The 20,522-nt window shown below is 36.8% G+C and carries 16 protein-coding genes; 10 read left to right on the plus strand and 6 right to left on the minus strand.

What is annotated here, in order from left to right:
- Window positions 1–104 precede the first annotated feature (104 nt).
- Genes DUT69_RS02710 through DUT69_RS02730 form a run of 5 tightly spaced genes read left to right on the plus strand, consistent with a single transcriptional unit; the run spans window position 105 to window position 3,776 of the window.
- Window positions 105–851 (plus strand): shikimate dehydrogenase family protein, encoded by a 747-nt coding sequence (locus DUT69_RS02710; protein WP_113651594.1) that lies wholly within the window; start codon window positions 105–107, stop codon window positions 849–851.
- Between the two features lie 10 nt (window positions 852–861).
- On the plus strand, window positions 862–1,443 hold the full coding sequence (gene gldD / locus DUT69_RS02715) for a gliding motility lipoprotein GldD (protein ID WP_113651595.1): 582 nt from the start codon (window positions 862–864) through the stop codon (window positions 1,441–1,443).
- Between the two features lie 23 nt (window positions 1,444–1,466).
- Window positions 1,467–2,105 (plus strand): MBL fold metallo-hydrolase, encoded by a 639-nt coding sequence (locus tag DUT69_RS02720; protein WP_113651596.1) that lies wholly within the window; start codon window positions 1,467–1,469, stop codon window positions 2,103–2,105.
- A gap of 52 nt (window positions 2,106–2,157) precedes the next feature.
- Entirely contained in the window at window positions 2,158–3,393 is a 1,236-nt protein-coding gene (locus DUT69_RS02725) for an ABC transporter permease (RefSeq protein WP_113651597.1), read from the plus strand.
- 5 nt (window positions 3,394–3,398) lie between these two features.
- Window positions 3,399–3,776 carry a hypothetical protein gene (locus DUT69_RS02730; protein ID WP_113651598.1) on the plus strand — a complete coding sequence of 126 codons (378 nt, stop codon included), beginning with the start codon at window positions 3,399–3,401 and terminating at the stop codon, window positions 3,774–3,776.
- Window positions 3,777–3,797: 21 nt separating this feature from the next.
- On the opposite strand, the gene DUT69_RS02735 is transcribed toward DUT69_RS02730, so the two are convergent.
- Both DUT69_RS02735 and mqnB read right to left on the minus strand, forming a co-directional pair.
- Window positions 3,798–4,652, minus strand: coding sequence for a menaquinone biosynthesis family protein (locus tag DUT69_RS02735; protein ID WP_113651599.1), 855 nt, complete (start codon window positions 4,650–4,652; stop codon window positions 3,798–3,800).
- A gap of 616 nt (window positions 4,653–5,268) precedes the next feature.
- Window positions 5,269–5,901 (minus strand): futalosine hydrolase, encoded by a 633-nt coding sequence (gene mqnB, locus DUT69_RS02740; protein WP_113651600.1) that lies wholly within the window; start codon window positions 5,899–5,901, stop codon window positions 5,269–5,271.
- Between the two features lie 111 nt (window positions 5,902–6,012).
- Between mqnB and DUT69_RS02745 the strand changes: the two genes are divergently transcribed.
- The 4 genes from DUT69_RS02745 (at window position 6,013) to DUT69_RS02760 (ending at window position 11,841) form a co-directional block, all read left to right on the plus strand.
- Complete coding sequence (locus tag DUT69_RS02745; protein WP_113651601.1) at window positions 6,013–6,423, plus strand: 6-pyruvoyl trahydropterin synthase family protein; 411 nt, start codon at window positions 6,013–6,015, stop codon at window positions 6,421–6,423.
- A 12-nt stretch (window positions 6,424–6,435) separates the two neighbouring features.
- Window positions 6,436–7,071, plus strand: a complete 636-nt coding sequence (folE, locus tag DUT69_RS02750; protein WP_113651602.1) for a GTP cyclohydrolase I FolE — start codon at window positions 6,436–6,438, stop codon at window positions 7,069–7,071.
- Between the two features lie 78 nt (window positions 7,072–7,149).
- Entirely contained in the window at window positions 7,150–8,031 is an 882-nt protein-coding gene (fabD, locus tag DUT69_RS02755; RefSeq protein WP_113651603.1) for an ACP S-malonyltransferase, read from the plus strand.
- Between the two features lie 93 nt (window positions 8,032–8,124).
- On the plus strand, window positions 8,125–11,841 hold the full coding sequence (locus DUT69_RS02760; protein ID WP_113651604.1) for a sensor histidine kinase: 3,717 nt from the start codon (window positions 8,125–8,127) through the stop codon (window positions 11,839–11,841).
- On the opposite strand, the gene DUT69_RS02765 is transcribed toward DUT69_RS02760, so the two are convergent.
- A complete protein-coding gene (locus tag DUT69_RS02765) occupies window positions 11,842–12,747 on the minus strand; it encodes a hypothetical protein (RefSeq protein WP_113651605.1) in 906 nt (301 codons plus the stop codon).
- Between the two features lie 226 nt (window positions 12,748–12,973).
- Here DUT69_RS02765 and DUT69_RS02770 point away from each other — a divergent pair, with 226 nt between their 5' ends.
- Entirely contained in the window at window positions 12,974–14,515 is a 1,542-nt protein-coding gene (locus DUT69_RS02770) for a glycoside hydrolase family 10 protein (RefSeq protein WP_113651606.1), read from the plus strand.
- A gap of 521 nt (window positions 14,516–15,036) precedes the next feature.
- On the opposite strand, the gene DUT69_RS02775 is transcribed toward DUT69_RS02770, so the two are convergent.
- The 3 genes from DUT69_RS02775 to DUT69_RS02785 all read right to left on the minus strand — a co-directional run bounded on the left by DUT69_RS02775 (window position 15,037) and on the right by DUT69_RS02785 (window position 20,414).
- A complete protein-coding gene (locus DUT69_RS02775; protein ID WP_113651607.1) occupies window positions 15,037–16,263 on the minus strand; it encodes an LVIVD repeat-containing protein in 1,227 nt (408 codons plus the stop codon).
- A gap of 109 nt (window positions 16,264–16,372) precedes the next feature.
- Window positions 16,373–19,234, minus strand: coding sequence for a M16 family metallopeptidase (locus DUT69_RS02780; protein WP_113651608.1), 2,862 nt, complete (start codon window positions 19,232–19,234; stop codon window positions 16,373–16,375).
- Between the two features lie 28 nt (window positions 19,235–19,262).
- Window positions 19,263–20,414 (minus strand): acyltransferase family protein, encoded by a 1,152-nt coding sequence (locus DUT69_RS02785; RefSeq protein ID WP_113651609.1) that lies wholly within the window; start codon window positions 20,412–20,414, stop codon window positions 19,263–19,265.
- Window positions 20,415–20,522 lie beyond the last annotated feature (108 nt).

Here is a 20,522-nt window from a genome sequence, read left to right on the forward strand (position 1 = left end):
GCTAAATAAGATGGAATATGTAGGATAAAGCATTTTATTTTGAAATGCCCTGCTAAAATAATATTTATCGCCGTCGGCTTTAGCCGACGGTTTTTTTATAAAACATGAGAACTTTCGGATTAATCGGTTATCCTTTATCGCATTCATTTTCTAAAAAATTCTTCACCGAGAAATTTGAGAACGAAAAAATTGAAGCTTGTAAATATGAATTGTTTCCAATGGCTGACGCTAAGGAAATGATGGATTTAATCGATTCAAATTCATCGCTTTGCGGTTTAAATGTAACTATACCGCACAAGTTAAACGTAATGCCATTTTTAAACGAGCTAGATAGTGCAGCCAAAGAAATTGGCGCTGTTAATTGTATTGCGGTTAAACGTAGCGCCGAAACTGCAGTTCTGAAGGGCTATAATACCGATGCTTATGGTTTTGAAACTTCTTTAAAGCCGTTGCTAGAAAAACATCATACAAAAGCTTTAATTTTTGGCGATGGTGGCGCAGCTAAAGCTGTAAAATATGTGCTTGGCAAATTAGGTATCCCGTATCTAGTGGTGGTAAGAAATCCAGCGCCAAATGCCATATTGTATTCTGCTATAACTGCCGAAATTTTAGACGAATACAAGTTGCTGATTGATACTACTCCGTTAGGAATGTTGCCTAACCTAGATTCTTTTCCGCCGATACCTTACCAATTTTTAACTCCAGCGCATTTGGCTTACGATTTGGTTTATAATCCAGAAGAAACCGCCTTTTTGGCCAAGGCTAAAGAAAAAGGAGCAAAGATTAAGAATGGCTTAGAAATGCTACATTTACAGGCAGAGCGCTCTTGGGAAATCTGGAACAACCTGTAGTTTGATATTTATGAGAAACTTTTTTATCCTCTTTGTAGTGTTAAGTATGCTTTTAGCCTGTACCGGCGATACTACCAACACACCAAAACCAAAGGGATATTTTAGGATTAATTTTCCGAAAAAAGCCTACCAGACTTACAATGCAGATTGCCCTTTTACGTTTGATTATCCTGTATATGCGCAAATAGTGCCAGATAAGGATAAAAATGCACAGCCTTGCTGGAATAATTTAAATTTTCCTTCGTTTAACGGTCAACTTCACCTCACATATTTTGGCAATTTTTCGTTAAAGGATTATAATGACATGACCGAGTCTGCTCGCCTGTTAGCTATGAAACATACCATTAAAGCTAATGCAATAGACCAAAAGTTGATAAATTATCCAGATAAAAAAGTTTATGGAATCTATTACTCCATCGAAGGAAATACAGCCTCTTCTGTGCAATTTTTTTTAACTGATAGTACCAAACACTATTTTAGGGGAGCTTTGTACTTTAACGAACGTCCGCAATACGATTCTATACAACCAGTGGTAAAATTCATCAAAAAAGACATCGATAGAATGATCGAATCCTTTAGATGGAAAAATTAATTGCGCATAAATAAATTTGATTCATGATTAGCTTAAAGAAATTCACCTTCAACCCATACCAAGAAAACACCTACGTTTTATTTGATGAAACTGGCGAATGCGTAATTATTGATCCAGGAATGTACAATAGTAGCGAGCAAAACCAAATGGTTTCTTTTATAAAAGAGCATAACCTAAAACCAGTATTGCTGCTAAATACGCATTGCCATATAGACCATGTTTTGGGTAACAAATTTGTTTTTGACAATTGGTCGTTAAAGCCACAATTCCACAAGGGAGAGCTTTTCGTTTTACAATCGGTAGCAGGTTATGCACCACAAATGGGCATGCATTACGAGCTTTCGCCAGAGCCTGAAGTATTTTTGCCTGAAACCGGTACTGTAAGTTTTGGAAATAGCACCTTAAATTTGGTTTTTGCTCCAGGCCATTCTCCAGCACACCTTTGCTTTTACGCAAGAGAAGAAAATTTTTTAATTGGTGGCGATGTTCTTTTTTACCAAAGCATTGGCAGAACAGATTTGCCTGGCGGAAATCATCAACAACTCATCAACAGCATTAAGCAGAATGTTTTTCAACTACCAGATGATTGTGAAGTATTTCCTGGTCATGGCCCATCAACAACTATAGGTTTTGAAAAGATGAATAACCCTTTTTTGGTATAAACCTTTAACGTTCTGCCTTTAATCCCTTAACCTTTTTCGCTATCTTTGCGATGTGAACACCGCTTTTTACATCGCCAAGAGGTATCTTTTTGCAAAGAAGTCTACCAATGCTATCAATATCATCTCGGCTATTTCTGTGCTGGGTGTTTTTGTAGGTAGCGCAGCCTTAATCATTATTTTGTCGGTTTTTAACGGGTTCGAAGAAACGGTACTTAAGATGTTTAATACCATTACGCCGCAAATTATTATCCAACCGGCCAAAGGCAAAACATTTAATCCCGATACGGCATATTTCAAATCGCTTAAAACCAATAAAGACGTTTTTTCTTATACTGAGGTGCTATCAGAGAATGCGTTGGTATGGTACAACGAAAAACAGGTGCCAGCGTTAATAAAAGGTGTAAGTAACGATTTTCTGAAAAATAAAAGTTTAGATACCGTAATGGTTGATGGATTTTTTGTGTTGCAAAATGACAAAGGGCAACCAAATGCGGTAATAGGTTCTGCGTTGCAAGCCTACTTGGGCGTAAATGTTGCCGATCCATTTTCGCAATTACAGATATATTCACCAAAAAAAGGTGTGCAAGCAAGTTCTATAAATCCTTTGGACGATTTTACGATAATGAATATTGCTCCATCCGGTGTTTTTGAAGTGCAACAAGAGTTTGACAACATAATGATTGTTCCTTTGCCATTTGCAAGAGAATTATTGGGCGAAGAAAAAAATATCTCAGCAATAGAAATTAATGTAAATACTGGCGTTGATGCTGAGAAACTTAAAACTAAAATAGAGAATGAAATTGGCGAAAAATATATAGTTAAAAATCGCGTTCAGCAAAATCAAGCACTGTATAATGTTTTAGGTTCAGAAAAATGGATGGTGTACATTATCCTAACTTTTATTTTAATTATTGCAATTTTTAATATTATTGGCTCGCTAACTATGTTGGTAATAGATAAACTAAAAGATATATCTATTTTAAACAGTTTGGGTGCGGGCAAAAAGTTAATACGCAGAATATTTTTGCTCGAAGGTATGATGATAACCTTAACAGGTTGTATCTTTGGCCTACTAATTGGATTTGTTTTTTGTTTATTGCAGCAAAAGTTTGGCTGGTTTAAAATGGGAGAAACTAATTTATTGCTAAGTAATGCTTATCCTATAGCATTTAAATGGCAAGATTTTATACTTGTTTTTATAACGGTAAGTTTTTTCTCATTCATTGCCTCAACTTTGGCATCAAATTTAAGCGTTAAGAATATAGACAAATTAAATCAAGACCTATAAAACACATGAATACTTCTAAAATACTTATCGTTGTAGTGCTTGCTTTTGTGGCATCTTTTGTTGCTTGCCAAGGCGATAAAAAAGCTGGCGATAAAAAACCAGCTGTAGTTAAAGGACTTTATAGCTTTGGCCCCGAATTAAGGTCATTCATTGACTGCGAGGATAATAGCGAATATTGGGTTATAGACAGTGCAAAGACTTTAGAATTGGCTTATGTTAACTTAGGTTTTGAGAAACCTTACACCCCAGTTTATATAGAAGCGGAGTGTAAATTTGTTAAATCTGATACCGCTTTGGTAACAGGGGACTATGATTCTACAATGGTAGTTACAAAATTGCTCAAAATTAGCAAGCAAATTCCCGATGGGCCTTGCGCTCAGTAAAATTTTGTAACTTTTAAGAAATTATTTTTCTACATATAAATCCTGCTCGAAATTAGGAATGATCTGATTTTTTGTAGCGATTGTAAAAAGCGTATCTATTGCTTTTTTACCTTCAACACCCAAGTCTACCGAGTAGTTGTTTACATAAAGTTCTATGTGTTTATACATCACGGCCTCGTCCATAGCTTGTGCATGTTTGCGTATAAATTCAATTGCCGATTTAGGATTTTGAAACGCATACGCTACAGATTTTCTAACCAATCTATTTACTTTTTGCTGTATTTCTAAGGGCAGGTTTCTGTTTACTACAATTCCACCTAAAGGAATGGCACAATTGGTTAAGTCTTCCCAATAGCTTCCCAAATCCATCATTTTATGTAAGCCTTTTTCTTGATAAGTAAAACGATTCTCGTGTATGATTAATCCCAAATCTATTTCGTCGTTTAGCAAAGCATCTTCAATTTCAGAGAATACTAACTCTTTTTTATCCCGCAGTTGCGGATAAGCCACACCCAATAAGAAATTGGCAGTAGTATATTTGCCGGGTATGCCTATTTTGAGGTTACAATTTTCTGCTTGCAGTTGCGAGCTAATTTTATCGAAATTTTCCTTTTTGCAAATCAACAGAGGGCCGACGCCAAAGCCTAGGGCGCTACCAGCGTTTAACAAAGCATATTTTTCTACAACGTAAGCGAAAGCATGAAAGCTTAACTTTGTTATATCCAACTTGCCCCGCATTGCCTTTTGATTTAGGGTTTCAACATCGTCAAAAAATACTTCGAAATCTAATCCCTCTGTATCTATTTTATGATGGATTAAAGCGTCGAAAATAAACGTGTCGTTAGGGCAAGGAGAAAAACCGAGTGTAAGTTTCATGGCACAAAATTAGGGTTTAAAAGCAACTAAAATTTATTTATACTGGTTTTTTACAATCTCATTAAACTCTTACTTTCAGAAAGCAATTGCAGGGCCTTTATTATCGTTGCTCGGGCTTTTCTCTACAATCTTTTTCGGCAATAAGCTAGCCATTTACAATGTAACCGGCTATACTTAACTTTTGCAGCTAGCAAGAAATTTCTCCTCGCGAAGCGCTCGTTCGAAATCAGCAGCAAAAAAGGATTTTCGTTGCAATCCCGTTTACAGCACAATGTTTTGTAATCCTATTTAAGGTTGTATACATGCTTAAAAAAGTCCTGTGGGTAATCTTGCGAATAAAGTCAATGGCAATAAGTTAGCATAATTTCGAAATAGAAAACATCATTTATTCGCCTTGGCATATATTCATCATTATCGGTTTCAACTGACGGATTATTGTAGTTGATTTTTTGGCTTTAGCCACATTTGTTATTAGTTGTACAGCATGTTGTTTTTAAACCCGCTTGCAGTGGAAATACTTTTTACCATTCCCTTTTAGGGAATTTAGAGGTAAAAAGATTGCAACGGAAAGCGGGGCTGCATTAACCGAAGAATTACCGCAACTGCTTTTCAACTATTAGGCTGTATTATTAGATAAATCGGTTATAAAACCAATTACCCAATCATTTAAATTTTTAATGGCCAAGGCAATTTCCCAAGCATCTCTATTTCTGGGTTCTACGTAATTAGATATGGCTCTTATTTGTAGGCAAGGAATATCGATTTGAGTGCAAGCGTAAAATACAGCGGCACCTTCCATGCTCTCTGTTTGTGGGTTAAATTGCTTTATTACTTTATCAATAGAGGTTTGGTTGCCATGCACTTTGCTAACGGTAATGCCATTAACTGTTGGCAAGCCATCTAACCAGTACGTACTTTTGAACCTATTATTTCCAAAGCCCATTTCATTTATCGTGATGAAATTATCCTTATCCTCTGCGCCCAGTTCTGCTAAAATATCTTCGGTTATATTAACTATGCTTCCTAAAGGGATGTTTCTGTCGAAACTTCCGGCAATGCCCACGTTTAAAACAAGGTCGTATTGGTTAGTTAGCTTTTTCCCTAAACAAAAAGCGGTTGCTACCATGCCAACGCCAGTAATTAACACGTCAAAATTATCGGTGGCTACAAATGCCTCATTTTTTAGCTTAAAATGCTCAAATACGGTATTAATTTCTGCTTTAGTGGCTGCAACGAGCAATATTTTCATCGCCCTAAATTAAAGATTAAGATTGAGAAAATGTGTTTTTGACTTTTAGCTTCGTTGTTTACTCTTTCTGCTTGAACCTTAATCTGTATATTTGTTTTTTATTTATAGATAATGATTTATATAACACGCAGAGAAAGTTTTAACGCTGCCCACAAATTGGCAAGAGAAGACTGGAGCTTAGATAAAAACACCGAAGTTTACGGTAAATGTGCCAATCCGAATTGGCACGGGCACAACTATCAATTATATGTTACTGTTAAAGGCGAAGTAAATCCGGAAACAGGTTTTTTGGTAGATTTAAAATGGCTTAAACAGCTTATAAATGTAAACGTAATTGATAAGGTGGACCATAAAAACTTAAATATTGACGTTGATTTTATGCAAGGAAAGCTAGCTTCTACAGAGAATTTAGCTATAGCCATTTGGGATATTTTAAAGCCATTAATTGCAGAAAGCGATGCGGAATTGCATAGTATTAAACTTTACGAAACCGAAAACAACTTTGTTGAGTATTTAGGTTAAGCATAAAAATAAATGGAAAACGATAAATACAACCATGACGACGAAGTTTTGGGCTACCAAAAAATTGATCGTTATGACGAACAGAAAATTAGTGCAGTTTCTGCACACTACAAAGATATTTTAGGCCAGCTAGGCGAAGATCCAGAGCGTGAGGGTTTGGTGAAAACACCAGAGCGTGTAGCTAAGGCTCTACAATATTTAACGCACGGTTACGACATTGATCCAGGCGAAATTCTACGCGGAGCGATGTTTAAGGAAGATTACAGCCAAATGGTTGTAGTTAAGGATATAGAGGTTTTTTCTATGTGCGAGCACCACATGCTTCCTTTTTTTGGTAAAGCACACATTGCTTATATTCCTAACGGCCATATCGTAGGCTTAAGTAAGATACCAAGAGTGGTTGATGCCTTTGCACGCCGTTTACAGGTACAAGAGCGTTTAACTAACGAGATTAGAGACTGTATACAAGATACACTAAAACCTGCTGGTGTTGCTGTGGTAATGGAATGTAAACACCTTTGCATGGCTATGCGTGGTGTGCAGAAACAAAACTCGGTTACTACAACCTCTGCGTTTACTGGCGGATTTTTGAACAATGATAAAACAAGAGCAGAATTTTTAAGGTTAATAACAGCAAATCTGCATTAAAGTCAGTCCTTAAAGAGGATTTGGATAATTAAACAAATTTTAAAAAATATAAATATTCCCCTTAGGGGATTAAGGAATATGAAAGCATATATATTTCCAGGACAAGGTGCTCAATTTGTAGGCATGGGTAAAGATTTATACGAAAACCCATTGGCGAAAGAACTTTTCGAAAAAGCGAATGAAATTATCGGTTTCCGCATAAGCGATATTATGTTTGGTGGAACAGACGAGGAACTTAAACAAACTAATGTTACACAACCAGCTATCTTCTTGCATTCGGTTATTTTAGCAAAAGTATTACGCGATGATTTTAAGCCAGAAATGGTTGCGGGACATTCGTTAGGCGAGTTTTCTGCTTTAGTTGCTGCAAATGCACTTTCTTTTGAAGATGGGGTGAAATTGGTTATTGCTAGAGCAAATGCAATGCAAAAAGCTTGCGAATTGCAACCTTCTACTATGGCTGCGATTTTAGGATTAGCAGATGAAGTAGTTGAAGAGGTTTGTGCTGGTATAGACGCGGTTGTAGTACCGGCTAACTATAATTGCCCCGGTCAGTTAGTAATTTCTGGCAGTATAGAGGGAATTGACGAAGCTTGCGAAAAATTGACAGCTGCGGGCGCTAAAAGAGCTTTAAAATTAAATGTTGGTGGCGCTTTCCACTCGCCGTTAATGGAGCCTGCAAAAGTTGAGTTGCAAGCAGCTATTGAAGCTACAGCAATCCAAGCTCCGGTTTGCCCAATTTATCAAAATGTAAATGCACAGCCTACTTCAGATCCGGCTGTGATAAAGGCAAACTTAATTGCCCAGTTAACCGGTGCGGTTAGATGGACACAAACAGCTACTAATATGATTGCCGATGGAGCAAACGATTTTACAGAAGTTGGTCCGGGCAATGTATTACAAGGACTGGTAAAAAAAGTAAGTAGGGAAGTACAAACGAGTAGCGCAGTTGTTGCTTAGTTATTGTAAGATAGACTGAACTTAACGTGCCGTAAATTTTATTTACGGCAGTAAAAGATGCCGAAAAAAGCGGTAACCTCTAATTAAAAAAATGTGAGCATAGGTGGTAAAATCAGGTTTTTATTAGTACTATTGGGCGTTTGCTGCATTGTTACGGCACTCTCTTTAGATAGCTCTATTACCCAAACCGATTTGCTCTTGCACGAAGTTGCAGATCTGCAAAAAAGCCTAATTTCTAAAGAGCAAATTGTAGAGAACTATCTTACCGATCCTCAAAAAACAGAGGCGTTAAAAGCCTATAGTAAAGACGAGAAGCTTGCTGTAAATTTTATAGAATCCAACAGGCCATTGGGCATCAATGTTCTGGTTTACAAAAATAAACAATTGGAGTTTTGGAGTTCAGCTAGGATAAATCCATCTCTAGAAAGGCTAAAAGAAGGCCGATCCTTTAGGTTTTTGGCAAACGGTTGGTATGATGTTTTTAAGAAGACAGTAGACAACTATACCTTTGTGTTCTTTATTACGGTTAAAACACAGTTTAGTATAGAGAATCAGTTTCTGCAGAATAAAATTGTACCAGAACTCTTTCCAAGAAACAGCTTAGAATTAGCAACTTTTACCGACAAAAACGTAACGGAGGTTTTCAGTATAAATAAAGAATTTTTATTTCCTGTAAAGCTTAGCGACGAGTATTCTAAAAATATTTATACTAGCATACAAATTTGGCTTTGGGTAATCGGCCTGTTTAGTATTTCGCTATTTGTAAATTCTTACTGTTCTTGGCTAGCTCGTAAAGGTTTTTTACTTTCTGCCACCTTAATAATTACGATTTTCTTTATCGGGATACGCTTGTCTGATTTGCAGTTCTTGTGGTTTAACCACCAATTTAACCTGCAAATATTTAGTCCATCAATTTATGCCGAAAGCGATTTGTTGCCATCGCTTGGTGATCTGCTATTAAACGTAATAGCCATTACCTGGATATCGTTATTTGCATACACACATCGCCACCAATACGTACTGCCGCAGTGGCTCCGCCAAAGCAAGCCTTTAGGTACGGCATTGCTACTGGCAATGTTGGTTGTTTTATCTTTAAGTGCCTTTTTATTGGAGGATGTTTTTTCGGGACTTATTTATAATTCAAAAATCAATTTTGATATTACCGATATAATTAACCTAGGTTGGATTAGTTGGATTAGTATTCTAATACTGTGTTTGGTATGGTTTAATATCTATGTGCTGGCGAATATTTTTATAGAATTAAGCAAACAATTGGTTCTTACATCCAAAGAAAAACTCATCGTTTTTTTAACGGCTTTAGCTGGTTATTTTATTTACAAATTGACAACAGATTTTAATGTTTTCTTTTTGGTTTATGGCCTATTGCTTTTTGTAATAGGATGGAATAATTACATGCAAGAGCGGAAGTTCTCCATTGCTATTTTTGCAGTGTTGTTTTTATGTATGGCCTTCCTTACATCTTTAAAATACCAAAAATTTGTAGATAATAAGGAGAGGGCCAACCGAGCTTCCATAGCCGACAAGCTATTGTATGCAGATGATCCGAAGGTAATTAATTCAATTGCCAGTTTTGAGAAGGGTATATCAACGGATAGTGCTGTTGTAGCTTATTTTAAAAACCCAGCTAGAATTTCTACAGTTGGTTTTCATAACAGTGTTACCAAAAAGTATTTAGATGGTTACCTATCTCGTTTCGATTATAATATTTACGAATACAACGTTAACGATTCGCTACTTAACAATCCAACCGGGGTGCCTATCTCAAAGTATAAAAAACTGGTTCGTTCTGGTGCAGTAAAAACTCCCGAAACTAATTTTTCTTATCGAATTAACGATACTTTCGGGTTTCAAAACTACTTTGGTATAATACCTATTTTTGATAACGGTAATTTGCTCGGTTCATTGATTATCGAATTAAAATCGCAGGTATACGATTATAACAGCCGTTTTCCGGAGTTATTGATAGAGGGGAAGCTAAAAAGCGATGAAGATCTAAGCGGTTATTCTTTTGCGTTTTACAAAGACGGAAATCTTTATAATCAGTCTGGAAGTTATACTTACCCAATGGTTAACGCCAACAAGTTTAAAGCTGCCATTAATACGGTAGAGTTTGAAAACGACGAAACTTATAACCATGCAGTTTACAAGCCAGATAATACCAAGTTAATTGTAATTAGTAAAGAGCGCATTCCGTACATTAACCGCTTGGCAAAGCTTTCTTTCTTTTTTTTGGTTTTTATAATTTTTGGTGTGGCAATTTACATTTTAACATGGTTTGTTAGAAAGTTAGAAGATAGCCGAGCAGGTTGGTTCAGCATAAATCGTTATTTAATGATTAACGCCAACCGAATCCTATACAAAACCAGGATCCAGCTTTCGGTTGTACTTTCGGTAGTGGCAACATTATTAATTGTAGGCTGGACAACCTTTTTTTACATTAAAGATCAGTACCTAAAACAGCAAGAAACTACCATAAGAGAAAAAATTAGAAAAGTACAGCTTTCTTATGAGAGACAACTTTTAAACAACGGTGGTCTAAAAAACGATGAGCAAAGTGTATTGGAGTTTAATCAGTTTGCAGACGTGAACGCATCGTTTTTAAACCTTTATACTACCAAGGGCGATCTTTATTTAACATCCTTGCCTAAAATGTATACGCTGGGTATTTTAAGCAAAAAAATGGGGCCATTAGCATTTTTAAATCTAAGTGTAATGCAAAAGTCTGAGTTTTTAAATCCCTCTGAAAAAATAGGGTCATTTAAATACGCGGCCGCTTATGCTCCTATTAGAAATGCGCAAAATCAAACCATCGCTTACATCGGCTTGCCATATTATGACAACGAAGCCGACTACCAAGATAAAATTGGCTTGTTTATAAATACGCTGATTAACATTTATGCGCTTGTTTTTGTATTAATCGGAGTACTTGCCGTTTTCTTAGCCAACCAGATAACAAACCCCTTAACTTTTATTCAGGAGAGTATTAGTAAAACTAAGTTGGGCCAAAAAAATCAGCCAATTGTATGGCATCGTCAAGACGAAATTGGTTCATTAATCAAGGAATATAATAAAATGATAGCTGCGTTAGAGCTGAGCGCCACCAAATTGGCTAGATCTGAACGGGAGAGCGCTTGGCGGGAAATGGCCAAGCAGGTTGCCCATGAGATTAAAAACCCTTTAACGCCTTTAAAATTAGGCGTACAGCTATTAGAAAAATCTTGGAAAGAAGGCGATCCGAATTTTGAACGCAAGTTTGCCAGTTTTAACAAGTCGTTTATAGAGCAGATAGATAGTTTGGCGTCTATTGCATCAGAGTTCTCAAATTTTGCTAAAATGCCAGATACTAAGTTAGAGGAATTGGAGCTATTGCCCATTATTGAGCATACCGTATCGGTGTTTAATAGTACGGATAACGTAGAAATTGTTTTACTGAATAGAAGCAATAGGGCAATTAAAATTTTAGGGGATAAGGATCAGCTGATGCGTACATTTAACAACCTACTTAAAAACGCAATTGAGGCTAGTGAGGGCAAAGAACGTTGCGCAATTAAAATAAAGGTAATCAACGATGAAAAACAGGTATATGTAGAAGTTGAAGATAACGGAAAAGGAATTGATCCATTATTACAGGATAAGATTTTTGTTCCTAATTTTACTACAAAATCATCTGGAACAGGCTTGGGGTTGGCTTTTGTAAAACAAGCTACTGAAAATGCGGGCGGTAGTGTAGAATTTAAGTCGGAAATAGCGCAGGGAACAACTTTCTATTTAAATTATCCGCTGGTTTAGCTATCTAAGAGAGATATCTCCTTTGCCCATAACGTGGCCGTCGGCATAAAGGATAATGGCATATTTGCCTTTAATGAACGCTTGTGGATTGGTCCAATCTATTTTGTATTCGGTATCGTCATTGTTATAAGAAAACTCAATTGCTGTGCTGTATTGCATTTCTTGTCCGTCTATTACAAACATATTTTTATTGTTTGCAACAAGGTTTCCTGCCGGATCAAAAACACGTAAATATACTTTATGGTAATTTTTTTGGGCTAAGCTGTTGGGTACAATGCTAAAATCGATAGTTAACTTATTTGCAGTACTAGCTCGGGTAACTAAACTTGTTTTACCACTACTTTTTACTCTATATGCATGTATGTTAATATTTGATGCCTTTAACGCAGCGCCAACTTTTACTTTAGCGTTTAAATCCTGATTTTCTTTTTCTAGTATCTCGTTACGGTCGTTGTAGCTGCTTACAGTATTCTTTAAACTATCCCTTTCGGTACGCAAATAAGCGTTTTCCTTTTCTAATCTGGTAATTTGATCATTGTAGTTTTTTACAAACTCCCTCAATTGTGTAATCTGCTCTTTGGCGTCGTCCAAATCGCCCTGCGTAAGCTCTCCTTTTTGTAAGGCAACCTTTAGCTCCTCTATTTTTTGTCTCGCTAACTTTTGTTCCTCTACAAGCTTTTCGCTTAAGTCTACGTTTAACGAGTTAACCTTGTCTAATTCAACCTCAATTTTTTCAACCTCTAATTTTAAACGGTCTTTTTCGGTGCTTACGGTTACAAATCTGCTACTTTGCTGTCGGTCTTTAAAATAGAGATAGGCATTAATGCCTAACAATGCAGCAATTACGATAACTAAAAAGTAAACCTTATTCCTGTCAACTTTGTTTACTTGTTCTTGGTCTTGCATAGTATTAATTTTCGAGTGGATTTCTTTCCACTAAATTTTAATTTCAAGTGTTTGGGTGGTTTTAAAAGGCGGCTAACATAATATAAAAAATCAATAATTGTAAAATTAATAGCACTTTTGCATCAGATAGTTTCAAAAAAACCGTTAACATGCTTAGTACAAAGTAAAAATTGTACGCTTATCCACACAAATCAAACCAAAGCATTCGTGCTGTTCCCGTTTTATAATGAATAAATGCCTTAAATCTCTACTGTTTCTACTATTAATTACACCACTGATTTCGATTGCGCAAAACACCGCAAAAATTGCTCCAAAACGCGAATTTAGAGGCGTTTGGGTGGCAACCGTAACCAATATAGATTGGCCGTCTAGACAAGGTTTAACCATAGACCAGCAGAAAGCGGAGCTGATTGGTATCTTGGAGCGACATAAAAGACAAGGTTTAAACGCAATAATGTTACAAATTAGGCCAACGGCCGATGCATTATATGCTAAATCCAGAGAGCTTTGGAGCCATTGGCTAATGGGTAAGCAAGGTTTGGCGCCTGCAGAAGGATATGATCCTTTGCAATTTGCCATTAAGGAGGCACACAGTAGGGGAATGGAATTGCATGCTTGGTTTAATCCGTACCGGGCAACTATGAGCGCTAATTCAATTACTCATGCAAACCACATTACTAAAGAAAAACCAGAGTTGTTTTATACTTATGCTGGGCAAAAATTGTTCGATCCAGGATTGCCTGAAGTGCGAGAATACATTACACAAGTTATTTTAGATGTTGTTAAAGGTTACGACATTGATGGTGTTCACTTTGACGATTATTTTTATCCTTACCGCGTTGCTGGCCAGGTTATAAGTGATGGAGCAACCTTTGCTAAATACCCCAATGGTTTCACAAACGTGGCCGATTGGCGCAGAAACAATGTTGACGTGTTGATTAAAATGGTAAATGATAGTGTTCATCATTATAAAAAACACGTAAAATTTGGGGTAAGTCCTTTTGGTATTTGGCGCAACTTTCGCGAAGACACGCTGGGTTCAAAAACGAGTGGCTTATCAAACTACGGAGAGCTTTACGCCGACTCGAGAAAGTGGATAAAAGAAGGCTGGGTAGATTATATTAACCCACAAATTTATTTCACTTTTAGCAGGGCAGTTGCACCATTTGGCACTTTGCTAGATTGGTGGGGCAAAAATACCTATGGCAGGCATTTGTACATTGGGCAGGCGGCTTATCTGGTGCACGATGGTAGAACAAAAAAAGAACCCGCGTGGGCTAGGCTTAGCGAAATCCCTAATCAGATCAGGGCCATAAGAGCTAATAATTTGGCACAAGGTAGCGTGTATTTTAGTTCTAAATCGCTTTCTACAGTTGCTAAAGCAGTTGCAGACTCACTACAGAAAGATTTTTATAAATATCCGGCTTTGCCACCGCAAATGCCTTGGTTAGATGAAATTGAGCCAAATGCACCACAGCAACTAACTGCCGATGCGTTGGAAGATGGCGTAAATTTAAAATGGATTAAACCCTTAAAAGCTAGCGATGGAGAAACTGCATCTGGCTATGTGGTTTACCGATTCGAAGAAGGCGAAAAGATTAATGTGCTGAGTGCTAAAAATATTTTGCACATAAGTTTTGAGGATTTTACGTTCTATTTAGATACAAACGTAGAAAAAGGAAAACGTTATAATTACCTGGTTACTGCCCTAGATCGGTTAAAGAACGAAAGCGAAGCTAGCGGACCAGTGGGTGTGCAGGCAAAATAAGAAGAGCATAAAACAGGTTTAATAAAATCAGTAAAACCTGTCTAACATGCTGTTTTTACTAAATTTTTTATCGCAATAAGTCTGTCTTAGTTTATAAAACCACGCAGTGGTGAATTTACTTTATAAATATGCGCTGGAGTGAGCGTATGTTGGCTTGCCCGCCAATGCTTATCTTAATTACATTGCCAGCGGAAATGGGTTTTCTTAAATTGATTTCTAGCTAATAAATTGTTTTGTTTTTAGCAAATTAATGTAGTTGCGTTTGGCAAATTCAGTCCTGCTATACACTCCAAGCCTTCGTTCGTGCCTTACTATGGGCTTTCCGTTTCTATCAGGTTTATATTTTAACGCATCTGCCTTTTAGGCAACGTTGCAAACTGCCAAAAGAATTACCGCTAGTTGTACTATAAACCCTATTGTAACGTATGCCGGCCCAAATTTTGGGCTCGGCAGCAGAGAAAAGAGGGGCTACATTGGCCATAGCTGCTTACATTGTTTTTCTACTAATCGAATTTAAAAGACTACCTCCAAAAGTTAGAAAGCAACGAGGTTTGTATGGAAATTTTGCTCAATTGAGATAAGCTGTTGGGATTGCTGTAGTTAAATTGGTAAACACCTCCGTCGCCGGTCACAATTAAAGATTTCGGTCCGGCAATCACATCAAAAGTTTTAATCCCTTTTAGGTGCTGTAAAAGGTTTTTTCCTATGAGGTTTTTGTCGGCGATGTTAAAGGTTTTTAAACCGTAGCTGCCTTCGCAAAGAAATAGGTTATTGCCACTTACACTTAAACCATGCGGATTTTGCATTGGGTAAACAGCCACTAGTTTCGGATTGCTGGCGTCTGCAATATCTACAACCTCAAGTTGGTTGGTGCCTTGCATGCACATGTTTCCGGTACGCAAGGTTACGTAAGCGTATTTGCCTTGAACCACAACCGGATCGCAGGCCAAAACATGACTATAGGTAGATAGTTTTACCGGATTGGCAGCATCGCTAGCATTAAAAATATGCATACCTCTGTTAGTTCCGATAAACAGCTTGTTTTCGTAAGGGAAAATAGTCTCCACACCCCAACCTAAGTTAATAGATTTTACAAAAACAGGATTTGAAGCAGTTTTAATATCAAATAAACTTAAGTCTGATTGCCCAACGGTATACAAATGGCTGTTTAATAAAGTAAAACGAGCCATTGAACCACCTTGTCCGGTTGAGCTGTAACTTGTACTAGCGTCCATTAGTTGTTTATTGTTAGACCTGTTTCTTCTAATAAGCGAATCTTTATACGTAACTACACGTTTTTGTACGCTGTTGTTATCAAAATAAAATTGCTTAAAAACATCTTTTACTCTTTTTACCTGTTTAATGTTTTCCATTGCAGAGAGATCAAAAGCAAGTAAATCTACGTAGCTATCAGCGTAGAGAATATTATTGCTCACTGCCAAATCTACATTTCCGGGAATTTGCAAAAAGGCAACATTAACGGGTGCGCTTGGGTTGCTGTTATTGTAAATGTGTATGCCTTTGCTAGGTTCGTTAATAAACAGAAAATCTTGGTAGATATATATTTTTCCGGATTTTTCTGCTTTTATAGGATTGGTAATTCCTACGGGTAAATCTCGCATTTGCTCTACGGTAATAACTTTCGGAATCTGAACAAGTTCAAGCGTATCGCCATCACCTTTTTTGCATTGTGTAAACAGAACTAATGTAACGAAAAATAGAAAGCTGTTAAGTAAGATTTTTCTCATGGTTTATTGGTTTTTAGGTAGATACGAGTCAAAGCTTGTAAACGCTACACTAGCTATTAAATAAAAAAAACCTCCCAAAAAATTGAGAGGTTTTTTACAGCAAAGCTTTTTATTTTTTCTCTGGTTCTAAAACCAAACGAATGTAATTGTCACCTTTTAAATACTTCTGTGCTGCTTCCTTAGTGCTAGCTACAGAAACTGCGTTAACTCTTTCTCTATCGCTTAAAACTTGTGTTAAATCTTCTCCATATTTTAAACGGTTTACAAGGTAGCTTAACCAAAAACTATTTTCTCTTAAACTTAATTCTTCTTGACGTAGTTCTTCAGATTTATATTTTTTCAAATCATCTTCTGTTGCACCGTTTTGTTTAAATGAATTTACTTCTTCTAAAGACGCTGCAATTAATTTCTCTACGTTTGCTTGAGAACAGTTAAATGATATGGTATAGTAATAGTGCGCTTTTGGATACTTCTCTACGCTTAAGCTAACATTCGGGCTGTAAACGCCGCTTTCCTTTTCACGAAGACGCTCTAAAATTTTAATTTCTAAAGCTGCTTTTAAGGCTTCTAGTTGCGTATTGTTTTCTACGTTATATTCATAGTCATCGTGGAAAAACAATTGTACTGTGGCCTTATCTTCCAAACCTTTGTAAACTGTTTTGCTTACTTTTCCTTTTGGAGGATGAACGCCATTGTCGACAAAGTTTTCGTTTCGATTTGTTGACGGTAAGCTTGCCAAGTAAGTAGTTAGAAAAGGTTTAAGTTTCTCTACTTCGAAATTGCCTACAAAAACAAATGTTTGGCCGCTAGCATCTGCAAATCTGTCTTTATAAAATGCATAGGCTTTGTCTAACGAAATTTTATCGATATCTGACAAAGTTGTTGGCATCCCACGTTTGTGGTAATTAGACAGCACCGCTTGCACAGTGTCCGCATATACACTATTTGGATTACTGTTTTTGTTTGCCAACACTACTTTATAATCGCTTATGTTTTTATTGAAGATTTCAACGTCCTTACGTGGATTTGTAGCGTACGCATAAATTAACTGAAAGGCAGTTTCTAAATCTTTTGGCGATGTACTGCCAGAAAATCCTTGATATTCTGAGCCAATGTAAGAGCCTACAGAAGCGGTTTTGCCTGCTAAGTGTTTGCCCAGTTGTGTTGGGTTAAAATCTCCCACACCAGACTGTGCAATTAAGCTGGCATTCTCTGCCGATAAATAATCATCATTAGGGGCAATTGAAGTACCGCCTTTACCAAATGAAGTAAAAATAACCTGATCATTTTTGAAATCAGTTGGTTTTAAAACCACCTTTACACCATTGCTTAAGGTTAGGGTAATAACACCAACTTTTTCGTTTTTAGTTTCGTTGGTAATTGTTCCAGCGGTAGGGATTTTTGCCACCAAAGGTTTGTCTACGATATCTTCTTTATACGGTGTAACGCCATTTCCAGCAGTCTTTAATACGTTTAATAATTGCGCCTCGGTTGGCAATTTATCAATTTCTTTATCAGGAGCCTGTACTACTACAGTTACATTATTTTTTGTTATTAATGTTTTAGCAACTGCATTAACTTCAGCCAGAGTTATGGTTTGAAGCAATTTTTTAGAAGTTTCGTATTCGTACTCTGCCGATGGAATGGCGGCACCAACAAGGAAATTGTCTAAATATTCTTGTACAAAAACAGCCGATTTTCTTTTGTCCTTTTCTTTATATTGTTTGTCAATTCCAGCTTCAATTTTCTTTTTAATGGTTTCAAACTCGCCATTTGTAAAACCAAATTTAGCCATACGCTCATTCTCCGCTAAAGCAGCTCCTAGCGCTTTTTCAATATCTGCAGAAGACTTAGCTACTGCCACGGTGGTTAAGGCACTTTCGCCCCAAACTAAACCGCCTTGATATGGCCCGTAATTGCTTTGTGCAAATAAAAATGGTGCGGTGCCTTTTTGCGTAAGTTCTTGTATTCTATTGCCTAACATGCTGTTAACCATTGCTTCTATAACAGTTCTCTTGTAGTCGGCAGTTGTTTTAACAGGTGTAGATTTTTGGCGATAAATAACCTGGGCAATATTATATGGTTGCTCTTTATCCGTTACAATTTTAACGGCCGGCGTAGCATTATCTGCCAAGGTGTAAGTTGGTCTAGGTTTAGGATTTGCAGGATTTTTTAAATCAGAGAAATTCTGTTTAATCAACGCTTCAACCTCCTTAACATCAAAATCACCAACCGCAATTACGGTTTGTAAATTAGGGCGGTACCAATCATTATAGAAATTTCGAATCTTATCGTGTGTAAAGCTGTTTAAAACTTCAACTTTACCTATCGGGATGCGTTTAGCATATTGAGAATTGGCTAGCAAGAACGGCAATAATTGATTGCTCATTCTTTGCTGTGCATTTTTTCCACGCTGACGATCTTCTTCTATAATTACCCCACGCTCGTTATCAATTTCCTTACCATCCATGGTAACCTTACCCGCCCAGTTAGCCAAAATTTTAAAACCTGTTTTAAAAACTTCTGCACTATCTGTAGGAATTGGTAATTGGTAAACCGTTTGGTTAAAGCCAGTGTACGCATTTAAATCTGCACCAAACCTAACGCCTGCTTTTTGCAGATAATTAATCATTTCGTTTTTAGGGAAATCTTTGGTGCCATTAAAAGCCATGTGCTCGGTAAAGTGAGCTAAACCTAATTGCTCTTCAGTTTCCATTAACGAACCAATTCTATTACCCAAGTATAACTCGGCACGGTTTTTTGGTTCAACGTTTTTGCGTATGTAATAAGTTAATCCGTTTGGTAATTTTCCAATAATAACATCTTTATCGGTAGGTATTGCGGTACCAACGTCGCTCTTTGCAACTGTTTTTGCAATTGGTGTTTTAGTAGTTGTAGTTTTTTTCTGGGCAAGTGCAGGTTGAATGTATAAACCTGCTGCTAAACCTAGAACTAGATAACGTTTTTTCATAAACGGTGGTTGTGTTTTATATTTAATTTTAAACTTTAATAATTATATTTTTTTTGTACATAACCCAAAGAATTACATAAAAGAATAAAATAAAAGCAATAGCGTAAGCTAAAGAAGCATTTATTGGGGAGAAATAAGGTACAAAAAATGTTTTATAAAAAGCGGTTAAAGCACCAATTTCTTCGCCATCTGCTTGTTTAATTTTTATCATGTTTACTAAACGCGGCATCAAGCCGGATACAAAAAAAACTGTTATAGCGTTTACACCATAAATTACGAAGGGTTTTGTAAAACGGTTATAGTGGTTGATATCGATAATCCAATATGATAGCGCTAGCACTATGGTTGCTAATCCGCCGGTGTAAAGCACGTAAGAGCTTGTCCATAAAGATTTATTTATCGGAAATTCTAAATCCCATATTAAGCCAAAAATAGTTGCCAAACATCCAACAGAAAATAGCCAAGCTATTTTAGTTGCTGGTTCAATGTCTTTTCTTTTTAAATAAATACCTACTAACACTCCGAACAAACAGGTTGCTATTGCAGGGAGTGTGCTCAGCATTCCTTCGGGATCCCAGGTTCTTGCAGCTTTCCATAAATGTGCCTCTGTTAAAACTGAGCGATCTAACCAAGCGCCTAAATTTGTTTCCTTTTCTAAGTTGGCATAGCCTATGCCAGGTACAGGTACAAACGTCATCAATGCCCAGTAGCTAATCAGAATTACAATTATGATCCTAAATATATTTCGCTCGCTAAATTTTAGAAATACAATGGAAGAGAGGAAAAATACAACGCCAATTCTTTGTAATACGCCTGGAATTCGTATGGTTTTTAAGGAGGCTACAAAATCAAAATCACTAAAATTTCTAGGGAAAAAAGCTAGAAATAACCCTAGTCCGAACAAAGTTAAACCACGTTTTAAAGCTTTAAGAATAGTTTTGTTATGTGCTGTGTGGTCTGGTTTTTTGCTCCCCATAGCATAGGCAATAGAAACGCCCACTATAAAAAGAAAAAACGGGAAAACAAGGTCGGTAGGGGTGCAACCATGCCATTCGGCATGTTCTAGCGGTGCATAAATATTACCCCAGCTACCCGGGTTGTTAACCAAAATCATGGCAGCAACGGTAAGTCCTCTAAAAAAATCTAAAGATAAAAGACGTGGGGTATTAAGGTAATTCATAGCTTGCCTTGTTTGGATAAGCAAGTTAACTTATTGTTTCAAAAAAAGCTAAATATTTCTCTTTGCGCACCAAAGGAGTTAAATACAAAAGCCTCCCGGAGGAGGCTT

It is taken from the genome of Pedobacter namyangjuensis (genome assembly GCF_003313325.1).
Taxonomy (GTDB): domain Bacteria; phylum Bacteroidota; class Bacteroidia; order Sphingobacteriales; family Sphingobacteriaceae; genus Pedobacter; species Pedobacter namyangjuensis.

What these genes read in the sequence shown, in the direction of transcription:
- DUT69_RS02710 (WP_113651594.1), top strand. Translation starts at nt 105, where the DNA reads ATGAGAACTTTCGGATTAATCGGTTATCCTTTATCGCATTCATTTTCT.
- gldD (WP_113651595.1), top strand. Translation starts at nt 862, where the DNA reads ATGAGAAACTTTTTTATCCTCTTTGTAGTGTTAAGTATGCTTTTAGCC.
- DUT69_RS02720 (WP_113651596.1), top strand. Translation starts at nt 1,467, where the DNA reads ATGATTAGCTTAAAGAAATTCACCTTCAACCCATACCAAGAAAACACC.
- DUT69_RS02730 (WP_113651598.1), top strand. Translation starts at nt 3,399, where the DNA reads ATGAATACTTCTAAAATACTTATCGTTGTAGTGCTTGCTTTTGTGGCA.
- DUT69_RS02735 (WP_113651599.1), bottom strand. Translation starts at nt 4,652, where the DNA reads ATGAAACTTACACTCGGTTTTTCTCCTTGCCCTAACGACACGTTTATT.
- mqnB (WP_113651600.1), bottom strand. Translation starts at nt 5,901, where the DNA reads ATGAAAATATTGCTCGTTGCAGCCACTAAAGCAGAAATTAATACCGTA.
- DUT69_RS02745 (WP_113651601.1), top strand. Translation starts at nt 6,013, where the DNA reads ATGATTTATATAACACGCAGAGAAAGTTTTAACGCTGCCCACAAATTG.
- folE (WP_113651602.1), top strand. Translation starts at nt 6,436, where the DNA reads ATGGAAAACGATAAATACAACCATGACGACGAAGTTTTGGGCTACCAA.
- fabD (WP_113651603.1), top strand. Translation starts at nt 7,150, where the DNA reads ATGAAAGCATATATATTTCCAGGACAAGGTGCTCAATTTGTAGGCATG.
- DUT69_RS02765 (WP_113651605.1), bottom strand. Translation starts at nt 12,747, where the DNA reads ATGCAAGACCAAGAACAAGTAAACAAAGTTGACAGGAATAAGGTTTAC.
- DUT69_RS02770 (WP_113651606.1), top strand. Translation starts at nt 12,974, where the DNA reads ATGAATAAATGCCTTAAATCTCTACTGTTTCTACTATTAATTACACCA.
- DUT69_RS02775 (WP_113651607.1), bottom strand. Translation starts at nt 16,263, where the DNA reads ATGAGAAAAATCTTACTTAACAGCTTTCTATTTTTCGTTACATTAGTT.
- DUT69_RS02780 (WP_113651608.1), bottom strand. Translation starts at nt 19,234, where the DNA reads ATGAAAAAACGTTATCTAGTTCTAGGTTTAGCAGCAGGTTTATACATT.
- DUT69_RS02785 (WP_113651609.1), bottom strand. Translation starts at nt 20,414, where the DNA reads ATGAATTACCTTAATACCCCACGTCTTTTATCTTTAGATTTTTTTAGA.